Annotated in this window: 13 protein-coding genes; 4 read left to right on the top strand and 9 right to left on the bottom strand. The window is 68.1% G+C overall.

The features are described from left to right. Position 1 precedes the first annotated feature (1 nt). Complete coding sequence (locus tag A5781_RS18715; RefSeq protein ID WP_067209707.1) at positions 2–1033, bottom strand: Rv2578c family radical SAM protein; 1032 nt, start codon at positions 1031–1033, stop codon at positions 2–4. A 53-nt stretch (positions 1034–1086) separates the two neighbouring features. Continuing rightward, complete coding sequence (locus A5781_RS25690) at positions 1087–1506, bottom strand: hypothetical protein (protein WP_156624816.1); 420 nt, start codon at positions 1504–1506, stop codon at positions 1087–1089. Positions 1507–1661: 155 nt separating this feature from the next. On the opposite strand from A5781_RS25690, the gene A5781_RS18710 reads away from it, so the two are divergent. Together A5781_RS18710 and A5781_RS18705 are read left to right on the top strand one after the other, a co-directional pair. After that, a complete protein-coding gene (locus tag A5781_RS18710; protein WP_067209767.1) occupies positions 1662–2147 on the top strand; it encodes an SRPBCC family protein in 486 nt (161 codons plus the stop codon). Between the two features lie 91 nt (positions 2148–2238). Beyond that, the gene (locus tag A5781_RS18705; protein ID WP_067209702.1) at positions 2239–2463 is read left to right on the top strand and encodes a deoxyribodipyrimidine photolyase; all 225 of its coding nucleotides are present in this window, start codon (positions 2239–2241) and stop codon (positions 2461–2463) included. A gap of 19 nt (positions 2464–2482) precedes the next feature. On the opposite strand, the gene hisS is transcribed toward A5781_RS18705, so the two are convergent. After that, positions 2483–3745 carry a histidine--tRNA ligase gene (gene hisS, locus A5781_RS18700; RefSeq protein ID WP_067209699.1) on the bottom strand — a complete coding sequence of 421 codons (1263 nt, stop codon included), beginning with the start codon at positions 3743–3745 and terminating at the stop codon, positions 2483–2485. Further along, a complete protein-coding gene (locus A5781_RS18695; RefSeq protein ID WP_067209696.1) occupies positions 3742–4404 on the bottom strand; it encodes an MBL fold metallo-hydrolase in 663 nt (220 codons plus the stop codon). The genes hisS and A5781_RS18695 overlap by 4 nt, the downstream gene beginning before the upstream one ends. Before the next feature lie 118 nt (positions 4405–4522). Here A5781_RS18695 and A5781_RS18690 point away from each other — a divergent pair, with 118 nt between their 5' ends. Both A5781_RS18690 and A5781_RS18685 read left to right on the top strand, forming a co-directional pair. Then, positions 4523–5422: a peptidylprolyl isomerase gene (locus A5781_RS18690; protein WP_067209693.1), complete on the top strand. Its 900-nt coding sequence runs from the start codon at positions 4523–4525 to the stop codon at positions 5420–5422. A 75-nt stretch (positions 5423–5497) separates the two neighbouring features. Next, the gene (locus A5781_RS18685; protein WP_067209688.1) at positions 5498–7279 is read left to right on the top strand and encodes a protein kinase; all 1782 of its coding nucleotides are present in this window, start codon (positions 5498–5500) and stop codon (positions 7277–7279) included. Between the two features lie 19 nt (positions 7280–7298). Here the strand turns inward: A5781_RS18685 and A5781_RS18680 are convergent, their stop codons facing one another. The 5 genes from A5781_RS18680 to secD form a co-directional block, all read right to left on the bottom strand. Then, a complete protein-coding gene (locus A5781_RS18680) occupies positions 7299–9689 on the bottom strand; it encodes a bifunctional (p)ppGpp synthetase/guanosine-3',5'-bis(diphosphate) 3'-pyrophosphohydrolase (protein ID WP_067209764.1) in 2391 nt (796 codons plus the stop codon). A gap of 43 nt (positions 9690–9732) precedes the next feature. Beyond that, the gene (locus A5781_RS18675) at positions 9733–10290 is read right to left on the bottom strand and encodes an adenine phosphoribosyltransferase (protein ID WP_156622658.1); all 558 of its coding nucleotides are present in this window, start codon (positions 10288–10290) and stop codon (positions 9733–9735) included. Further along, a complete protein-coding gene (locus A5781_RS18670; protein WP_067209681.1) occupies positions 10272–11885 on the bottom strand; it encodes an ABC transporter substrate-binding protein in 1614 nt (537 codons plus the stop codon). The genes A5781_RS18675 and A5781_RS18670 overlap by 19 nt, the downstream gene beginning before the upstream one ends. Positions 11886–11938: 53 nt before the next feature. Further along, positions 11939–13210 carry a protein translocase subunit SecF gene (secF, locus tag A5781_RS18665; RefSeq protein ID WP_067209760.1) on the bottom strand — a complete coding sequence of 424 codons (1272 nt, stop codon included), beginning with the start codon at positions 13208–13210 and terminating at the stop codon, positions 11939–11941. A gap of 4 nt (positions 13211–13214) precedes the next feature. Next, positions 13215–14459: protein translocase subunit SecD (gene secD / locus A5781_RS18660; RefSeq protein ID WP_067209678.1), on the bottom strand; the 1245-nt coding region annotated here is incomplete at its 5' end.

The raw sequence follows: 14459 nt of genomic DNA, 5'->3' as shown, positions 1-14459 counted from the left end.
TTCAAAAGAGCGTCGCCTGAAGGGGTTCCGGCTCCGCCCGGGTTACCGCAACGGGCTGACGGAACGAACGCTCGTCGCCGCCCAGCCGGTATTTCGCGACCAGCGGCGCCGCCCGCCCCCGCAGCATCTCGCGGTAACCGGCCGGCAGATACGCCCCGCGCCGGTACAGCTCGCGATAGCGGCCCACCAGCTCGGGATGCGAGCGGGCCAGCCACGACATGAACCAGCCGCGGGTCGACCCGCGCAGGTGCAGCCCGAAGACCGTCACGCTGGTGGCTCCCGCGCCCGCGATCTGGCCGAGCAGTCGATCGAGGTGCTCTTTCGAGTCGGTCAGGTACGGCAGCACGGGCGCCACCATCACATGACAGTCCAGGCCGGCCTCGCGGACCGCGGCGATCAGGCCCAGCCGCGCCTGCGGTGTGGGCGTGCCGGGCTCGACATCTCGATGCAGGTCCGCGTCACCGACCGCCAGCGACACCGCGACCGACAGCGGAACCTGCTGCGCCGCAGCGGCGATCAACGGCAGATCGCGGCGCAGCAGCGTGCCCTTGGTCAGGATCGACAGCGGTGTCCCGGATTCGGCGAGGGCCGCGATGATGCCCGGCATCAACGCGTAGCGCCCCTCCGCCCGCTGGTAGGGGTCGGTGTTGGTGCCCAGCGCGACGGTCTCGCGGCGCCACGACGGCCGCCGCAACTCGCGGCGGAGCACCCCCACGACGTTGGTCTTGACGACCACCTGGCTGTCAAAGTCGTTGCCGCAGTTGAAGTCCAGATACTCGTGCGTCGGCCGGGCAAAGCAATAGCGGCAGGCGTGCGAGCAGCCGCGGTAGCCGTTGACGGTGTACCGGAAGGGCAACGCGGAAGCGTCCGGCACCTTGTTGAGCGCGGACTTGCACAGCACCTCGTGAAAGGTGATCCCCTCGAACTGTGGGGCACGCACGCTCCGGACAAACCCGATCCGCTGCAACCCCGGCAGCGCCCCGTCATCGACGGGCTGCCCGTTGACCGCGACGGCCTGGTCCGCCCAGCGCATGAGCTATTCGAACATTAGTTCGATCCTGAGTCAAGCACCGCGGCGGGCTGGGTTCAGATATGACCGGGCACCTCGACGGGTGGCGGCGGAGGCGGTGGCGGCGGAGGCATCTCGATCGGCGCCGGAGGCATCTCGAGCGGTGGCGGAGCCGGAGGCGGCGACGGGATGGCGTACGGCCCTCCCGCGCATACCGGGTCGGCGGGCATGCTGATGCAGGAGGGGTCCGCCGGACCCTGCGGCGCGGCGTATGGGCCGCCCTGGCATTGAGCCCACCCAGGCATCCCCGCACATCGGGGATCAAAGGGGTTGGTGGGCAGCCCGGGATCGGGGTCGTCCAGCGGAGCGGGCCTACCGGGCACGGCGGCGAAGGCGGGAGCCGCGGCGGCCGGAGCGGTCGCACCCGCCGAGGCCACTCCGATAAGCGCTGCGGCCACAGCCGTTCCCGTCAGAGCGGTGCGGACTCGTGAAACCATCGCTCCCCCTTTTGCGGACGCGAATATCGACGCGTCACCGCTTATGATCGCACGCCGCATCGAAGGCGGGTGTGAAACCGGGCATCGCCGAAGGCGAATTCGCGGTCGTAGAGTAAGCGATGACCCTGTCGTATCGAACCGGCTGCGAGGCGATTATGACCGAACGCATTGAAACTCAGCGCACCATCGCGGCACCGGCACCGGACATCTTCGCAGTGCTGTGCGACCCGCAGGGCCACGTCGCGATCGACTCGTCCGGAATGCTTCAAAGCGCCGAGGGCGATCGGGTACGCGGTGTCGGTGACCGTTTCGTCGTGCACATGGATCGCGAGTCATTGAACGACTTTCCGCAATTCGGCAAGTACGACGTCACCGTCGACATCACGGAATTCGAACAGGATCGGCTGATCGCGTGGACCGTTCTGGGCAAAATTCAGCCTCCGATCGGCCATGTCTACGGCTATCAACTCCAGCCGAGCGAAGACGGCTCGGCGACCGTGGTCACCTCGTTTTACGACTGGTCGAACATCGACCCCAAGTGGCGAGAAGCCGGAATTTTCCCGATTCTCTCCGAAGGCGCATTGCGGGCGACGTTGGGAATTCTGGATCGAACGGTCCGGCGCGGTTATCCGCGCGGATAACGTCGTTTTCGGTTAGTGCCTAAACCCGAGTGCGGTTTTATTGCGGATTCGGGTGGGTATGACCTCTGGGCCCCTCACGAAAGGACCTGACATGTTGCACTCGGTGATTCTGGCGAGCTCGGACCCCGTCGCGGCCGGCTTTATCCTTCGCGGCATCAAGGGAATCTTTGTCGCCATCGGCAGCGTTATTGCCGCAATCATCTGCGCAATCATCGCAATGACGAAGGGTCGCAATCCGCTGGGCTGGGGAATTCTCGGCCTATTCTTCTCGATCCTCACGTTGATCGTCGTGATCATCATTCCGAGCAAGAAATAACCCGGCGAGGGTGCCCGCCCTACCGGTCTAGTTTTGAAAGAACCTCGGCGACAACAGAATTCGCGGCGACGGACACCTGATCCCCGGTCGTGAGATCCTTCAAGCCGACCGTCCCCGCCTCGATGTCGCGGTCGCCGAGGACCAGCGCGATGACCGCCCCGGAACGGTCGGCCGCGCGCATCGCGCCCTTGAGGCCGCGGTCGCCGTAGGCCATGTCGACGCGCACACCAGAGGCGCGCAGCTGCGCGGCCAGCACCGCCAGCTGAAGCTTGGCCTGCTCGCTCAGCGGCACGCCGAACACGTCGCAGCGGGTCGCCTCCCCCACGCTCTTGCCCTCGGCGCGCAGCGCCAACAGGGTGCGGTCGACGCCGAGCCCGAACCCGATGCCGGACAGGTCTTGCCCGCCGAGCTCGTGCATCAGGCCGTCATAGCGGCCGCCGCCGCCGATCCCGGATTGCGCGCCCAGACCGTCGTGGACGAACTCGAAGGTGGTCTTGGTGTAGTAGTCCAGCCCGCGCACCATGCGCGGGTTGATGACGTAGGGCACGCCGAGCGCGTCGAGGTGCGCCAGCACGGTGTCGAAGTGCTGCTTGGCGACATCGGACAGGTGGTCGATCAAAACCGGCGCGTCGGCCGTAATGGCCCGCACGGCCGGTCGCTTGTCGTCGAGCACCCGCAGCGGGTTGATCTCGGCACGCCTGCGCGTCTCATCATCGAGATCGAGCCCAAACAGGAAGTCCTGCAACAGTTCCCGATACTGCGGGCGGCAGGTCTCGTCGCCCAGCGAGGTGATCTCCAGGCGGAACCCGTCGAGCCCCAGCGACCGGAAGCCGGCGTCGGCGATGGCGATCACCTCGGCGTCCAACGCCGGATCGTCGACGCCGATCGCCTCCACACCCACCTGCTGCAGCTGCCGATAGCGGCCGGCCTGCGGCCGCTCGTAGCGGAAAAACGGCCCCGCATAACACAATTTGACCGGCAACGCCCCGCGGTCCAGGCCGTGCTCGATCACCGCGCGCACCACCCCCGCGGTGCCCTCGGGTCGCAAGGTGACCGAGCGGTCACCGCGGTCGGCGAACGTGTACATCTCCTTGGACACCACGTCGGTGGATTCGCCGACACCCCGGGCGAACAGGGCGGTGTCTTCAAAGATGGGCAACTCGATGTGGCCATAGCCGGCCCGGCGGGCGGCGCCCAACAACCCGTCACGGACGGCCACGAACTGCGCGGAGTCCGGCGGGACGTAGTCCGGCACCCCCTTGGGCCCGTGAAACTCCGTCACGGGCTCAGGCCTTCGATGAACGGATTGAAACGCCGCTCGGCGCCGATGGTGGTGGCGTTGCCGTGACCCGGCAGCACCACGGTCTCGTCGTCGAGCACCAGAAGTTTTTCCACGATCGAGGTCAGCAGGTCGCGGCCGCTGCCGCCGTGCAGGTCGGTGCGGCCCACCGAGCGTTCGAACAGGGTGTCGCCGGTGAACACCACATCGTTGTCTCCCGCCACCCGGAAGACCACCGACCCGCGCGTGTGCCCGGGCGTGTGGTCGACGTTGACGGTCACGCCGCCCAGGTCCAGCTTGTCGCCGTCGCGGTCGAGCTCGACGACCTGCTTGGGTTCGCGGAAGAAGGCACCCGCCACCAGCTGCGCCACCCGCGGGCCCAGGCCGTAGATCGGGTCTTTCAGCATGAACCGGTCCTCGGGGTGGATGTAGGTCGGGCAGCCGAAGGTGTCGGACACCTTCTGCGCCGACCACATGTGGTCGATGTGTCCGTGGGTGAGCAACACCGCGGCCGGCGTCAGCCGGTTCTCGTCGAGGATGCGCCGCAGCGGGCCCAGCGCCCGCTGGCCCGGATCCACGATGACGGCATCCGTGCCCGGCCGCTCAGCCAGCACATAGCAGTTGCACTGCAACATGCCGGCGGGAAATCCGGTGATCAACACGGTTCCCAGTTTCCCACGGGCCCCACTTGACACCGGTCGCGGCGCCCACATTAGCCTGAGCTGGCCACCGACGCCTTTTGCCGGGCACCCGACTTACCGACCATGGAGGCATACGGCCGTGCCGACCAATGAACAGCGACGTGCCAACGCAAAGCGCAAGCTCGAACGGCAGCTGGAGCGCCGCGCGAAGCAAGCCAAGCTGCGCCGGATCGTGTTGATCGCCGCCGGCTCAGCCGTGGCCGTGGCCGCGGTCGTCGCGGTGGTGCTCACGGTCATCAACACCAAACACGAGCACAAGAGCAACACCGCGACGAGCACCACCTCCGCGGCCCCCAGCAGCTCCCCTGAGTCCACGACGCCCGCCGGACCGACGCCGCCCGCTCCGCCACTGCCGGCGTTCAAGCCGTCGGCCGATCTGGGCGCCAACTGCCAGTACCCGGCGTCCCCGGAGCCAGCCGCCAAGGAGGTCAAGCCGCCGCGCACCGGCAAGGTGCCGACCGACCCGGCTCAGGTGAGCGCCAGCATGGTGACCAACCAGGGCCGCATCGGATTGATGCTCGCCAACAACGAATCACCTTGCACGGTAAACAGTTTCGCAAGCCTGATCGGCCAGAAATACTTCGATAACACCAAATGCCACCGGCTGACCACTTCGCCGGACCTGGGCGTCCTGCAATGCGGCGACCCCAAGGGGGAGGGCACCGGCGGCCCGGGCTACCAATTCGCCAACGAGTACCCGACGGACCAATACCCGCCGAACGACCCGAAGGCGCAACAGCCAGTCCTCTATCCGCGCGGCACCCTGGCGATGGCCAACGCCGGTCCCGGGACCAATGGCAGCCAGTTCTTCATGGTGTACAAGGACTCCCAGCTGCCGCCCCAATACACGGTCTTCGGCACCATTCAGCCCGACGGGCTGGCCACGCTGGACAAGATCGCCAAAGCCGGCGTCGCCGGCGGCGGTGAGGACGGCGCACCGGCCTCCGAGGTCACCATCACCTCGCTGTTGCTCGACTAAAGCCAAGCAGCGCAACGCCGCTGATTCGGCCGGAATCGGGCGACCAACGGGCGGTCCACCGCTTAAGGTCGTTGCGTGGGGACAGAGTCTTTCGGGCAATACCAGTTGCTGGAAGTGTTGGGGCGCGGCGGCATGGGACAGGTCTACCGTGCCTACGACGCCGCCACCGACCGGGTCGTCGCGTTGAAGGTGCTGCCCCCGAACTTGGCCGAGGATCAGGAGTTTCAGCAGCGATTCCGCCGAGAGGCACGCATCGCGGCGAGCCTCAACGACCCGCACGTGGTGCCAATCCACGGTTACGGCGAGATCGACGGTCGGCTCTATGTCGACATGCGGCTGATCGAGGGCCGCGACTTGTTGCAGTACATCGACGAGAACGGGGGGCGGCTGTCCCCCGAGCGCGCGGTGGCGGTGATCGAACAGGTTGCCGCTGCGCTGGATAGTGCCCACCAGGTCGGGCTGATCCATCGCGACATCAAGCCGAAGAACATTCTGGTCACCCAGGCGCGCGACTTCGTCTACCTGATCGACTTCGGCATCGCCCGTACCCTGGCCGACACGTCGCTCACGCAGACCGGGCACACGATGGGCACGGTCGCCTACATGGCGCCCGAACGGTTCAGGGGCACAACGGATCACCGCGCCGACGTGTATTCGTTGGCCTGCGTGCTGCACGAGTGCTTGACCGGCAAGCGGCCCTATGCCGGCGACAGCCTCGAGGAACAGCTCAACGCGCATTTGAACACGCCGCCGCCGCAACCCTCGACCACCGCCGCCGGCGTGCCCCCGGCCCTCGACGCGGTGGTCGCCCGCGGAATGGCCAAAGACCCCGAATACCGCTACCAGTCGGCGATGGAACTCGCCGAAGCAGCCCGGGCGGCATTGGCCGCCCCGGATGGGACGGCCGCATGGAGCCCCCCGCCGGCGCCACCGACATCGCCGCCGGGCCCGCCGGAACCGACGCAGGACTTCCCCCCGACGGGCGCCGGTCTCGAGTCGCGGCCGCCATACAGCCCACCGACGCAATCCCGTCGTCTGCTGCTGGGCATCGTTGGCGCGTCGGCCCTGGCGCTGGCCGCGGTGGTGGCGTTGGTCATCGCACTGGTGACCCAGAACGACGACTCGGCCAACAGCGCGGCATCGAGCACCCCGACCCGCGCCCGCGTTCCCAACAGGCCGGGGTCGAATTCCGGACCGACCGCGCAGGCAACGGGGACCGTGCCGCCGCTGCCGGCGTTCGCACCGCCGGCCGATCTGGGCGCCAATTGCCAATACCCGAGCGCGCCGGACGCCATCGTCAAGCCGGTCAACCCGCCTCCGTCCGGCAGGGTTTCCAGCGAACCCGCGCAGATCCCGGCCACCATCTCGACCAACCTGGGCGACATCGGCATCGAGCTCGCCAACGGCGAATCTCCGTGCACGGTCAACAGCTTCGTCAGCCTTGCGAAGCAGCAATTCTTCGACAACACCCAGTGCGCCCGGCTGATCAACTCGGCTGACGGTGGGTCGCTGTTGTGCGGCGGTCCCGACGCGGACGGCGCCGGTGGCCCCGGCTATCAATTCGCCGACGAATACCCCACCAACCAGTACCCGGCCAACGACCCCGCGCTCCGGGCGACGGTGATGTACCCGCGCGGCACCGTGATCATGGCCACCGAGGGGCCAAACACCAACGGCAGCCAGTTCGTCCTGGTGTTCCGGGATTCGGAATTGGAGCCGCAGAGCACGGTATTCGGCACCATCAGCGAGGCGGGCCTGGCGGTCCTCGACAAGGTCGCCCAGGCGGGTATCGCCGGCAACCGGCAGAGCGGGGCTCCCACCAACCCGGTCACCATCAACTCGGTGCGGGTCGGCTAGCGGGGATCGTTAAGCCGCCTCAGGCCGCCGACGTGACGCGGTACACGTCGAAAACGCCTTCGACGTTGCGCACCACGTTGAGCAGATGCCCGAGGTGCTTCGGGTCACCCATCTCGAAGGTGAACCGGCTGATCGCCACCCGGTCATTGGACGTGGTGACCGAGGCAGACAGGATGTTGACCTTCTCGTCGGCCAGCACCCGAGTGACGTCGGAAAGCAGCCGGTGGCGGTCGAGCGCCTCGACCTGGATGGCCACCAGGAACACCGACGACGGCGACGGCGCCCAGCGCACCTCGATGATGCGCTCGGCCTGCTGCTGCAGCGACGCCGCGTTGGTGCAGTCGGTGCGGTGCACGCTCACTCCCCCACCGCGGGTGACGAAGCCCATGATCTGGTCGCCGGGCACCGGCGTACAGCACTTGGCCAGCTTGGACAGCACGCCCGGGGCGCCGGGGACCGAGACGCCGACGTCGTCGCTGCTGCGCGGGCGCCGCAGCATGGTCGTCGGCGTGGACCGCTCGGCGAGATCCTCCTCGGCCTGGTCGATCCCGCCGAGCTCGGCCAGCAGCCGCTGCACGACATGGCGCGCCGACACGTGGCCCTCGCCGATCGCGGTGTAGAGCGCGGACACGTCCGCGTAGTGCAGTTCGCGGGCCACCGCGGCCATGGATTCGGCGTTGACCAAGCGCTGCAACGGAAGTCCGCCGCGGCGCACCTCGCGGGCCATGGCCTCCTTGCCGGCCTCCAGCGCCTCCTCACGCCGCTCCTTGGCGAACCATTGCCGGATCTTCGCCTTGGCGCGCGGCGACACCACGAACTGCTGCCAGTCCCGCGACGGCCCGGCGTTGGGCGCCTTCGACGTGAAAACCTCGACGACTTCCCCGTTTTCCAGCTTTCGTTCCAGCGCCACCAGCCGCCCGTTGACCCTGGCGCCGATGCAGCGGTGGCCGACCTCGGTGTGCACCGCGTAGGCGAAGTCGATCGGCGTCGACCCGTTCGGCAGGGTGATCACATCGCCCTTGGGGGTGAACACGAAGATCTCTTGCACCGCAAGGTCGTAGCGCAGCGACTCCAGGAACTCGCCGGGGTCGGCGGCCTCGCGTTGCCAGTCGAGCAGCTGGCGCATCCAGGCCATGTCGTCGATCTCGGCGGTGGCGTGGGGATGCGGAACGCCGTTGCGGCCCTTGGCTTCCTTGTAGCGCCAGTGCGCGGCGATGCCGTATTCGGCGGTGCGGTGCATGTCGCGGGTGCGGATCTGGATTTCCAGCGGCTTGCCCTCAGGGCCCACCACCGTGGTGTGCAGCGACTGGTAGACGCCGTATCGGGGCTGGGCGATGTAGTCCTTGAACCGTCCCGCCATCGGCTGCCACAGGGAATGCACGACGCCGACGGCGGCGTAGCAGTCGCGGATCTCGTCGCACAGGATGCGGATGCCGACCAGGTCGTGGATGTCGTCGAAGTCGCGGCCCTTGACGATCATCTTCTGATAGATCGACCAGTAGTGCTTGGGCCGGCCCTCCACCGTCGCCTTGATCTTCGACGCGTTCAGCGTGTTGGTGATCTCGGCGCGGACCTTGGCCAGGTAGGTGTCCCGGGACGGCGCGCGGCCGGCGACCAGGCGGACGATCTCGTCGTACTTCTTCGGATGCAAGATCGCGAAGGACAGGTCTTCGAGTTCCCACTTGACGCTGGCCATACCCAGCCGATGCGCAAGGGGCGCAATGACTTCCAGCGTCTCGCGGGCTTTGCGCGCCTGCTTCTCCGGCGGCAGGAAGCGCATGGTTCGCATGTTGTGTAGCCGGTCGGCGACCTTGATCACCAGCACCCGGGGGTCGCGGGCCATCGCGGTGATCATCTTGCGGATGGTCTCGCCCTCGGCGGCGGTGCCCAGCACCACCCGATCCAGCTTGGTCACGCCGTCGACGAGGTGGCCCACCTCCTCGCCGAACTCCTCGCTCAAAGCCTCCAGCGTGTAGCCGGTGTCTTCGATGGTGTCGTGCAACAGCGCGGCCACCAAAGTGGTGGTGTCCATGCCCAATTCGGCGAGGATGTTCGCGACGGCCAGGGGGTGGGTGATGTACGGATCACCGGAATGGCGCAACTGCGTGGCGTGGCGCTGGTCGGCGACCTCGAAGGCGCGCTGCAGCAGCGACACGTTGGCCTTCGGATAGATCTCCCGGTGCACCGCCACGAGCGGCTCGAGCACCGGGTTGAGCGTCGTGCGCTGGGCGGTCATCCGCCGGGCCAGCCGGGCCCGCACCCGGCGCGACGCGCTGCTGGGGGTTTTCAGCGTCTCGGTTGGGGGATCCGGCGGCTCGGCCTGCGCCGTCACCGGCTCGCCGACCAGCAGGGCGTCACCGACGTCAGTGGGCGCGTCAAGCGCCTGCGCCGCGCTCTTGTCGTCCGCCACGTTGGTCACCTCCGACCTCGAGGATATCGCGCGGTGGGCCGGGCTAGAGGCGACTCAGGCTGTGCAGCGGCAACCCCGCGACCGCCTGACGACCGCCCAGCGCGGTCAGTTCGAGGATCACCGCCGCCGCCACGACGGTGGCCCCGGTGCGTTCCAGCAACCGGGCCGCCGCGGCGAGGCTGCCCCCGGTGGCCAGCACGTCGTCGATGATCACGACGTGGCGACCGCGCAGGTCGATGCCGTCCGCGGGGATCTCCAGCGTCGCGCTGCCGTACTCCAGGTCGTAATGCTCGGCGTACACCGGCGGCGGCAGCTTGCCGCCCTTGCGAATGGCCAGCACCCCCGTGCGCAGCCGGTCGGCGACCGCCGCCGCGGCCAGGAACCCGCGGGCGTCGATCCCGGCGACCAGGTCGGCGCCCGACGCGATCTCGGCCAGCGCGTCGGTGATCGCCGCCAGCCCCGCCGGATCGGCGAACAACGCGGTGAGGTCCCGGAACTGCACCCCCGGCTTGGGAAAGTCGGACACCTCGCGCAGCAGCGAGGCGATGACGTCGGCAACCGAGGCGCTTCCGTCGGCACTCGTCACTGGACCATGGCCCATCGGTCCATGTTCCAGCCCGCGCCCCAGCGAGTCGGGTTCTTGCTCACGGCATACATCTTCTTCGACATCAGCAGCGTCCGTTGCTGCCGGTAGAGGGGCAAAGTGGGCATGTCGCCCCACAATACCGGCGCCGCCTCCCCTAGTAGCCGCACGCGCTCGGCGGGGTCGGCCGACACCGCCAGCGCCCCGATCGCGCCATCGATCTGCGGATTCGAGTAGCCCGACAGGTTGTTGCCGTTGCCGGTGTGCAGGTCGTAGGCGTCCATCGCCGACGACCCCGTGGACCCGCTGCCGGCGGCTCCGCCGGTGCTGGCCAGGAGGGCATCGATCTTCCCGTCCTTGAGCGCTTGCGGCCCGGAGGTGTCCAGGGCGACGTTGGCGACCGTGATGCCGGCCGCGGCACAGGATTTGCCGATCACCCCGACGTTGACCGCGAGGCGCGCGTTGGGCCCCTGGTAGCCGATCCGCACCGTCATCGGGGCCCCACCGAGCGCGTCGCGGGCGGCTGCGGGGTCCGCCTTGCCGAACTGGCCGGCCTCGGCGGCGCCGTCAGCGGCGGTGACGGGGTCGTCGGCGGCCGGGTTGAGCCGCGAGTTGGCGATCGGCACCCCGGCGTCGCGCGCGAGCGTGTCGCGCGGCGTGCACAGGGCGAGTGCGCGGCGGGCCTTGGGCTGCGAGAGCGGGCCCTGCGGCGCGAAGATCAGCTGCTCGACGCCGGCCGACGGCGAATCAGCGCGGTCGTAATTGTCCGGGGTGGTCAGCGTTCCCGAGGAGCCCGCCGCTACGTCGACCACGTCGACGCTGCGGTTGTTGACCCGATCCTGGATGTCGGGCCCCTGGGGCCAGACGGTGATCCGCTTGGTGAGTGCCTTGGGGCCCCACCACCGGTCGTTGGCCACGAGCACCACCGCGCCGCCGTCCAGGATGCGCTCGATCTTGTACGGGCCGGACGACGGGAAGTGCTTTTCGAGCTCGTTCTGTTTGAGGCCGGGCTTGAGGTCCCAGATGGTGTTCCACAGCTTGGCGATCTGCTGCACGAGTTGGGCGTTGTCGCTCAGCAGGGCCGCGGTCACGTCGACGTGCAGCTCGTCGGCGATGACGTGCGACGGCATCATCGACGTGGCGGTGAACAGCTGGTTGTAGTCGACGATGCCGCGGTCCGGGGCGAACGACACCCGGGCCTTCTTCTGCCCCGGCAGGCACTCGACGTTGGCGATGTCGAGGTAACCGGCCTGAGTGGCGGCGTTGAAGTCGGGATACCGGCCGGACTGGGCCGCCCAGGCCAGCACCAGATCGTCGCAGGTCACCGGCTTGCCGTCGGAATAGACGGCATTGTCGGCGATCTGGTAGTCCAACACCAGCGGCGAACCGCCCACCACCGACACGGTGCCGAAGTCACGGTCGGCGACGGTCTGCCCGTCGGGGCCGTGGTAGCTGAAGCCGGCCAGCGTGCGCGCGAACGCCTGCGCCCCGGCCGAAGCGGCGCCGACGACGGTGTTGGTGTTGTAGGTGACCAGCGGGCCGTCGACCACGTAGTCGATCTGGGAGGCGGTGCTGCCGGAGCACGCCGTCAGCGTGAACGCCGCCGCGAGCATTGCGGCCAGACCGATAGCGCCCCCGGTGAGGCGATACCTGGCGGCCACGGCGACTACCGCCGGCCGGCGTTTCGCTTGCCGCTCGGACGCCGGGTCCCGGTCGGCCGCACCGGGCGCGCACCCGGCGCCGGCTTGCTCGGTGCGGGCTTGTCAGACGGTGCCGAGTCGGCCGCCGTGGTCTCCGGCGACGCCGATTCGTCCTCGGTGGACTTCGCCTCCTCGGGCTCGGCGCCGGCCCTGCGGCGCCGCGCGACGCGGCGGGTGTGCGTGCGCACCAGCTCGGTGCGCTCACGCAGCGTGACCAGCAGCGGCGTCGCGAAGAAGATCGACGAGTAGGTGCCGACCAGGATGCCGACCAGCTGCACCAGCGCGAGGTCCTTCAGTGTCCCGACGCCCAGCAGCCACACCGCCACCACCATCAGCGCCAGGACCGGCAACACCCCGATGAGGCTGGTGTTGATGGAGCGCATGAACGTCTGGTTGATGGCGAGGTTGGCCTGTTCGGCGAAGGTACGCCGGGTGGTGTGCTGGAAGCCGTGGGTGTTCTCCTCGACCTTGTCGAACACGATGACGGTGTCGTAAAGGGAGAAGCCGAGAATCGTCAGCAATCCGATGACGGTGGCCGGGGTGACCTCGAAACCGACCAGGGAGTACACCCCTGCGGTGACGGTGAGGTCGAAGACCATGGTCGTCAGCGCGGAGATGGCCATGTACCGCTCGTAGCGCACCGTGATGTACAGGCTGACCAACGCCAGGAACACCACCAACGCGATCAGCGCCTTGTCGGTGATCTGGTCGCCCCACGTCTCGGAGACCGCCGCGTCGCTGATGGCCTGCTTACTCGGTTTTCCGTCGGCGCCCTTGGGCTGGAACGCGTCGTACAGGGCGTTGCGCAACGTGGATGTCTGGGCGTTGGACAGCGTTTCGGAGCGGATCTGCACCGTGGCCGAGGCACCGTTGCCGACGACCACCACCGATTCCGGGTCGCGGCCGATGGCCTTGCGGAACACGTCGGACACCTGCGACGTCTGCACTTGGCCGGTTGCGCCCGCGGCGGGCATCGACACCGTCGTGCCGCCGTTGAAGTCGATCCCGAACGTGAAACCCCGCAGCACGATGCTCAATACGGCGACGGCGACGATTGCTCCGCTGATGCCGAACCACAACCGGCGACGCCCGATCACCTCGAAGGCGCCGGTGCCGGTGTAGAGGCGCGACAGGAAGCCATGGCGCGGCAGGCCGGCGCTGTCGGTCAACTCGGTGGCGCCTTCGGAGGCTTCGGTGATCTCGGTCGCTTCGGCGTCGGTTTTGCCTTTGGAGGCCATCACGCTATCCCCGTCCCGTCTTGACGTTCGACGAAGCCCGGCGCTCGCGGGCGACCTGCTGGATTGCGCCCAGGCCGTTGTATGCGGGTTTCGCCAACGTCGGCGACTTGGACGCCAGGTAGATCAGCGGCCAGGTCACCAGGAACACCACCACGACGTCGAGGATCGTGGTGAGGCCCAACGTGAAGGCGAAGCCCCTCACCTGGCCGATCGCCAGGGCGTACAGCACCGCGGCGGCCAGGAAGGTCACGGCGTTGCCCGACACGATCGTCTTGCGGGCCCGCACCCAGCCTCGGGGCACCGCTGATCGAAACGATCGGCCTTCGCGGATCTCGTCTTTGATGCGTTCGAAGAACACCACGAACGAGTCCGCCGTGGTACCGATACCGATGATCAGACCCGCGATCCCCGCAAGGTCCAGGGTGTAGTTGATCTGCCGGCCCAGGATCACCAGGATCGCGAAAATCATTGCGCCGGAAGCGATTAGCGATAGCGCCGTAAGCAGGCCCAGTACCCGGTAATACAACAACGAGTACAGCAACACCAGAACCAAGCCGATTGAGCCCGCGATCAGCCCCGCTCGCAGTGAGGTCAATCCCAGTGTCGCCGAGACGGTTTGGGCCTCGGAAGCCTCAAAGGACAGCGGCAGCGAACCGTATTTCAGGACGTTGGCCAGCTGCTTGGCGGTTGCGGCGGTGAACGGCGGGTCGCCGCCGGTGATCTGGGTCCGGCCGCCGGGGATGGCTTCCTGAATCATCGGGGCGCTGACCACCTGGGAGTCCAGCGTGAACGCGGTCTGAGTGCCGATGTGGGCGGCGGTGAAGTCCGCCCAGGTGTTCGCCGCCGCCGGCTTGAATTGCACGTCCACGACGTAACCGATGCCGCGCTGGTTCATGCCGGAGGTGGCGTCCTGGATCTGGTCGCCGCTGATGATCGACGGTGCCAGCAGGTAGGCCGCCTTGTGGTCGGTCGAGCACGTCACCAGCGGCAGGTTCGGGTCGTCGTTGCCGGCCAGGATGTCCTCTTTGTCGCAGCGGGTCGCCTGGAACTGCAGAGCGAGGAACTGGACGCCCTGGCGGGTGCTCTGGCGCCACTTCTTCTCATCGGCGATGCGGTCGGCGAGCTCCTTGCGCGGGTCGGGTGGCGCCGGCTGCTCGGCCGGGGGCACGTCGGCCGGTGGGGCGTTGCCCGCGGGCGCCGGCGGCGGGGCCTGTCTCTTATACACATCTGACGCTGCCGACGATCGCAT

Origin of the sequence: Mycobacterium sp. 852002-30065_SCH5024008, from assembly GCF_001665645.1 — a bacterium.
Classification (GTDB): Bacteria; Actinomycetota; Actinomycetes; order Mycobacteriales; family Mycobacteriaceae; genus Mycobacterium; species Mycobacterium paraffinicum.
This window is presented reverse-complemented; position numbering and strand designations above follow the sequence as displayed.

Excerpts from the sequence above, each read along its gene's own strand:
- A5781_RS18715 (WP_067209707.1), bottom strand. The coding sequence starts at position 1,033 with ATGCGCTGGGCGGACCAGGCCGTCGCGGTCAACGGGCAGCCCGTCGAT.
- A5781_RS25690 (WP_156624816.1), bottom strand. The coding sequence starts at position 1,506 with ATGGTTTCACGAGTCCGCACCGCTCTGACGGGAACGGCTGTGGCCGCA.
- A5781_RS18710 (WP_067209767.1), top strand. The coding sequence starts at position 1,662 with ATGACCGAACGCATTGAAACTCAGCGCACCATCGCGGCACCGGCACCG.
- A5781_RS18705 (WP_067209702.1), top strand. The coding sequence starts at position 2,239 with ATGTTGCACTCGGTGATTCTGGCGAGCTCGGACCCCGTCGCGGCCGGC.
- A5781_RS18675 (WP_156622658.1), bottom strand. The coding sequence starts at position 10,290 with ATGGGCCATGGTCCAGTGACGAGTGCCGACGGAAGCGCCTCGGTTGCC.
- A5781_RS18670 (WP_067209681.1), bottom strand. The coding sequence starts at position 11,885 with ATGCTCGCGGCGGCGTTCACGCTGACGGCGTGCTCCGGCAGCACCGCC.
- secF (WP_067209760.1), bottom strand. The coding sequence starts at position 13,210 with ATGGCCTCCAAAGGCAAAACCGACGCCGAAGCGACCGAGATCACCGAA.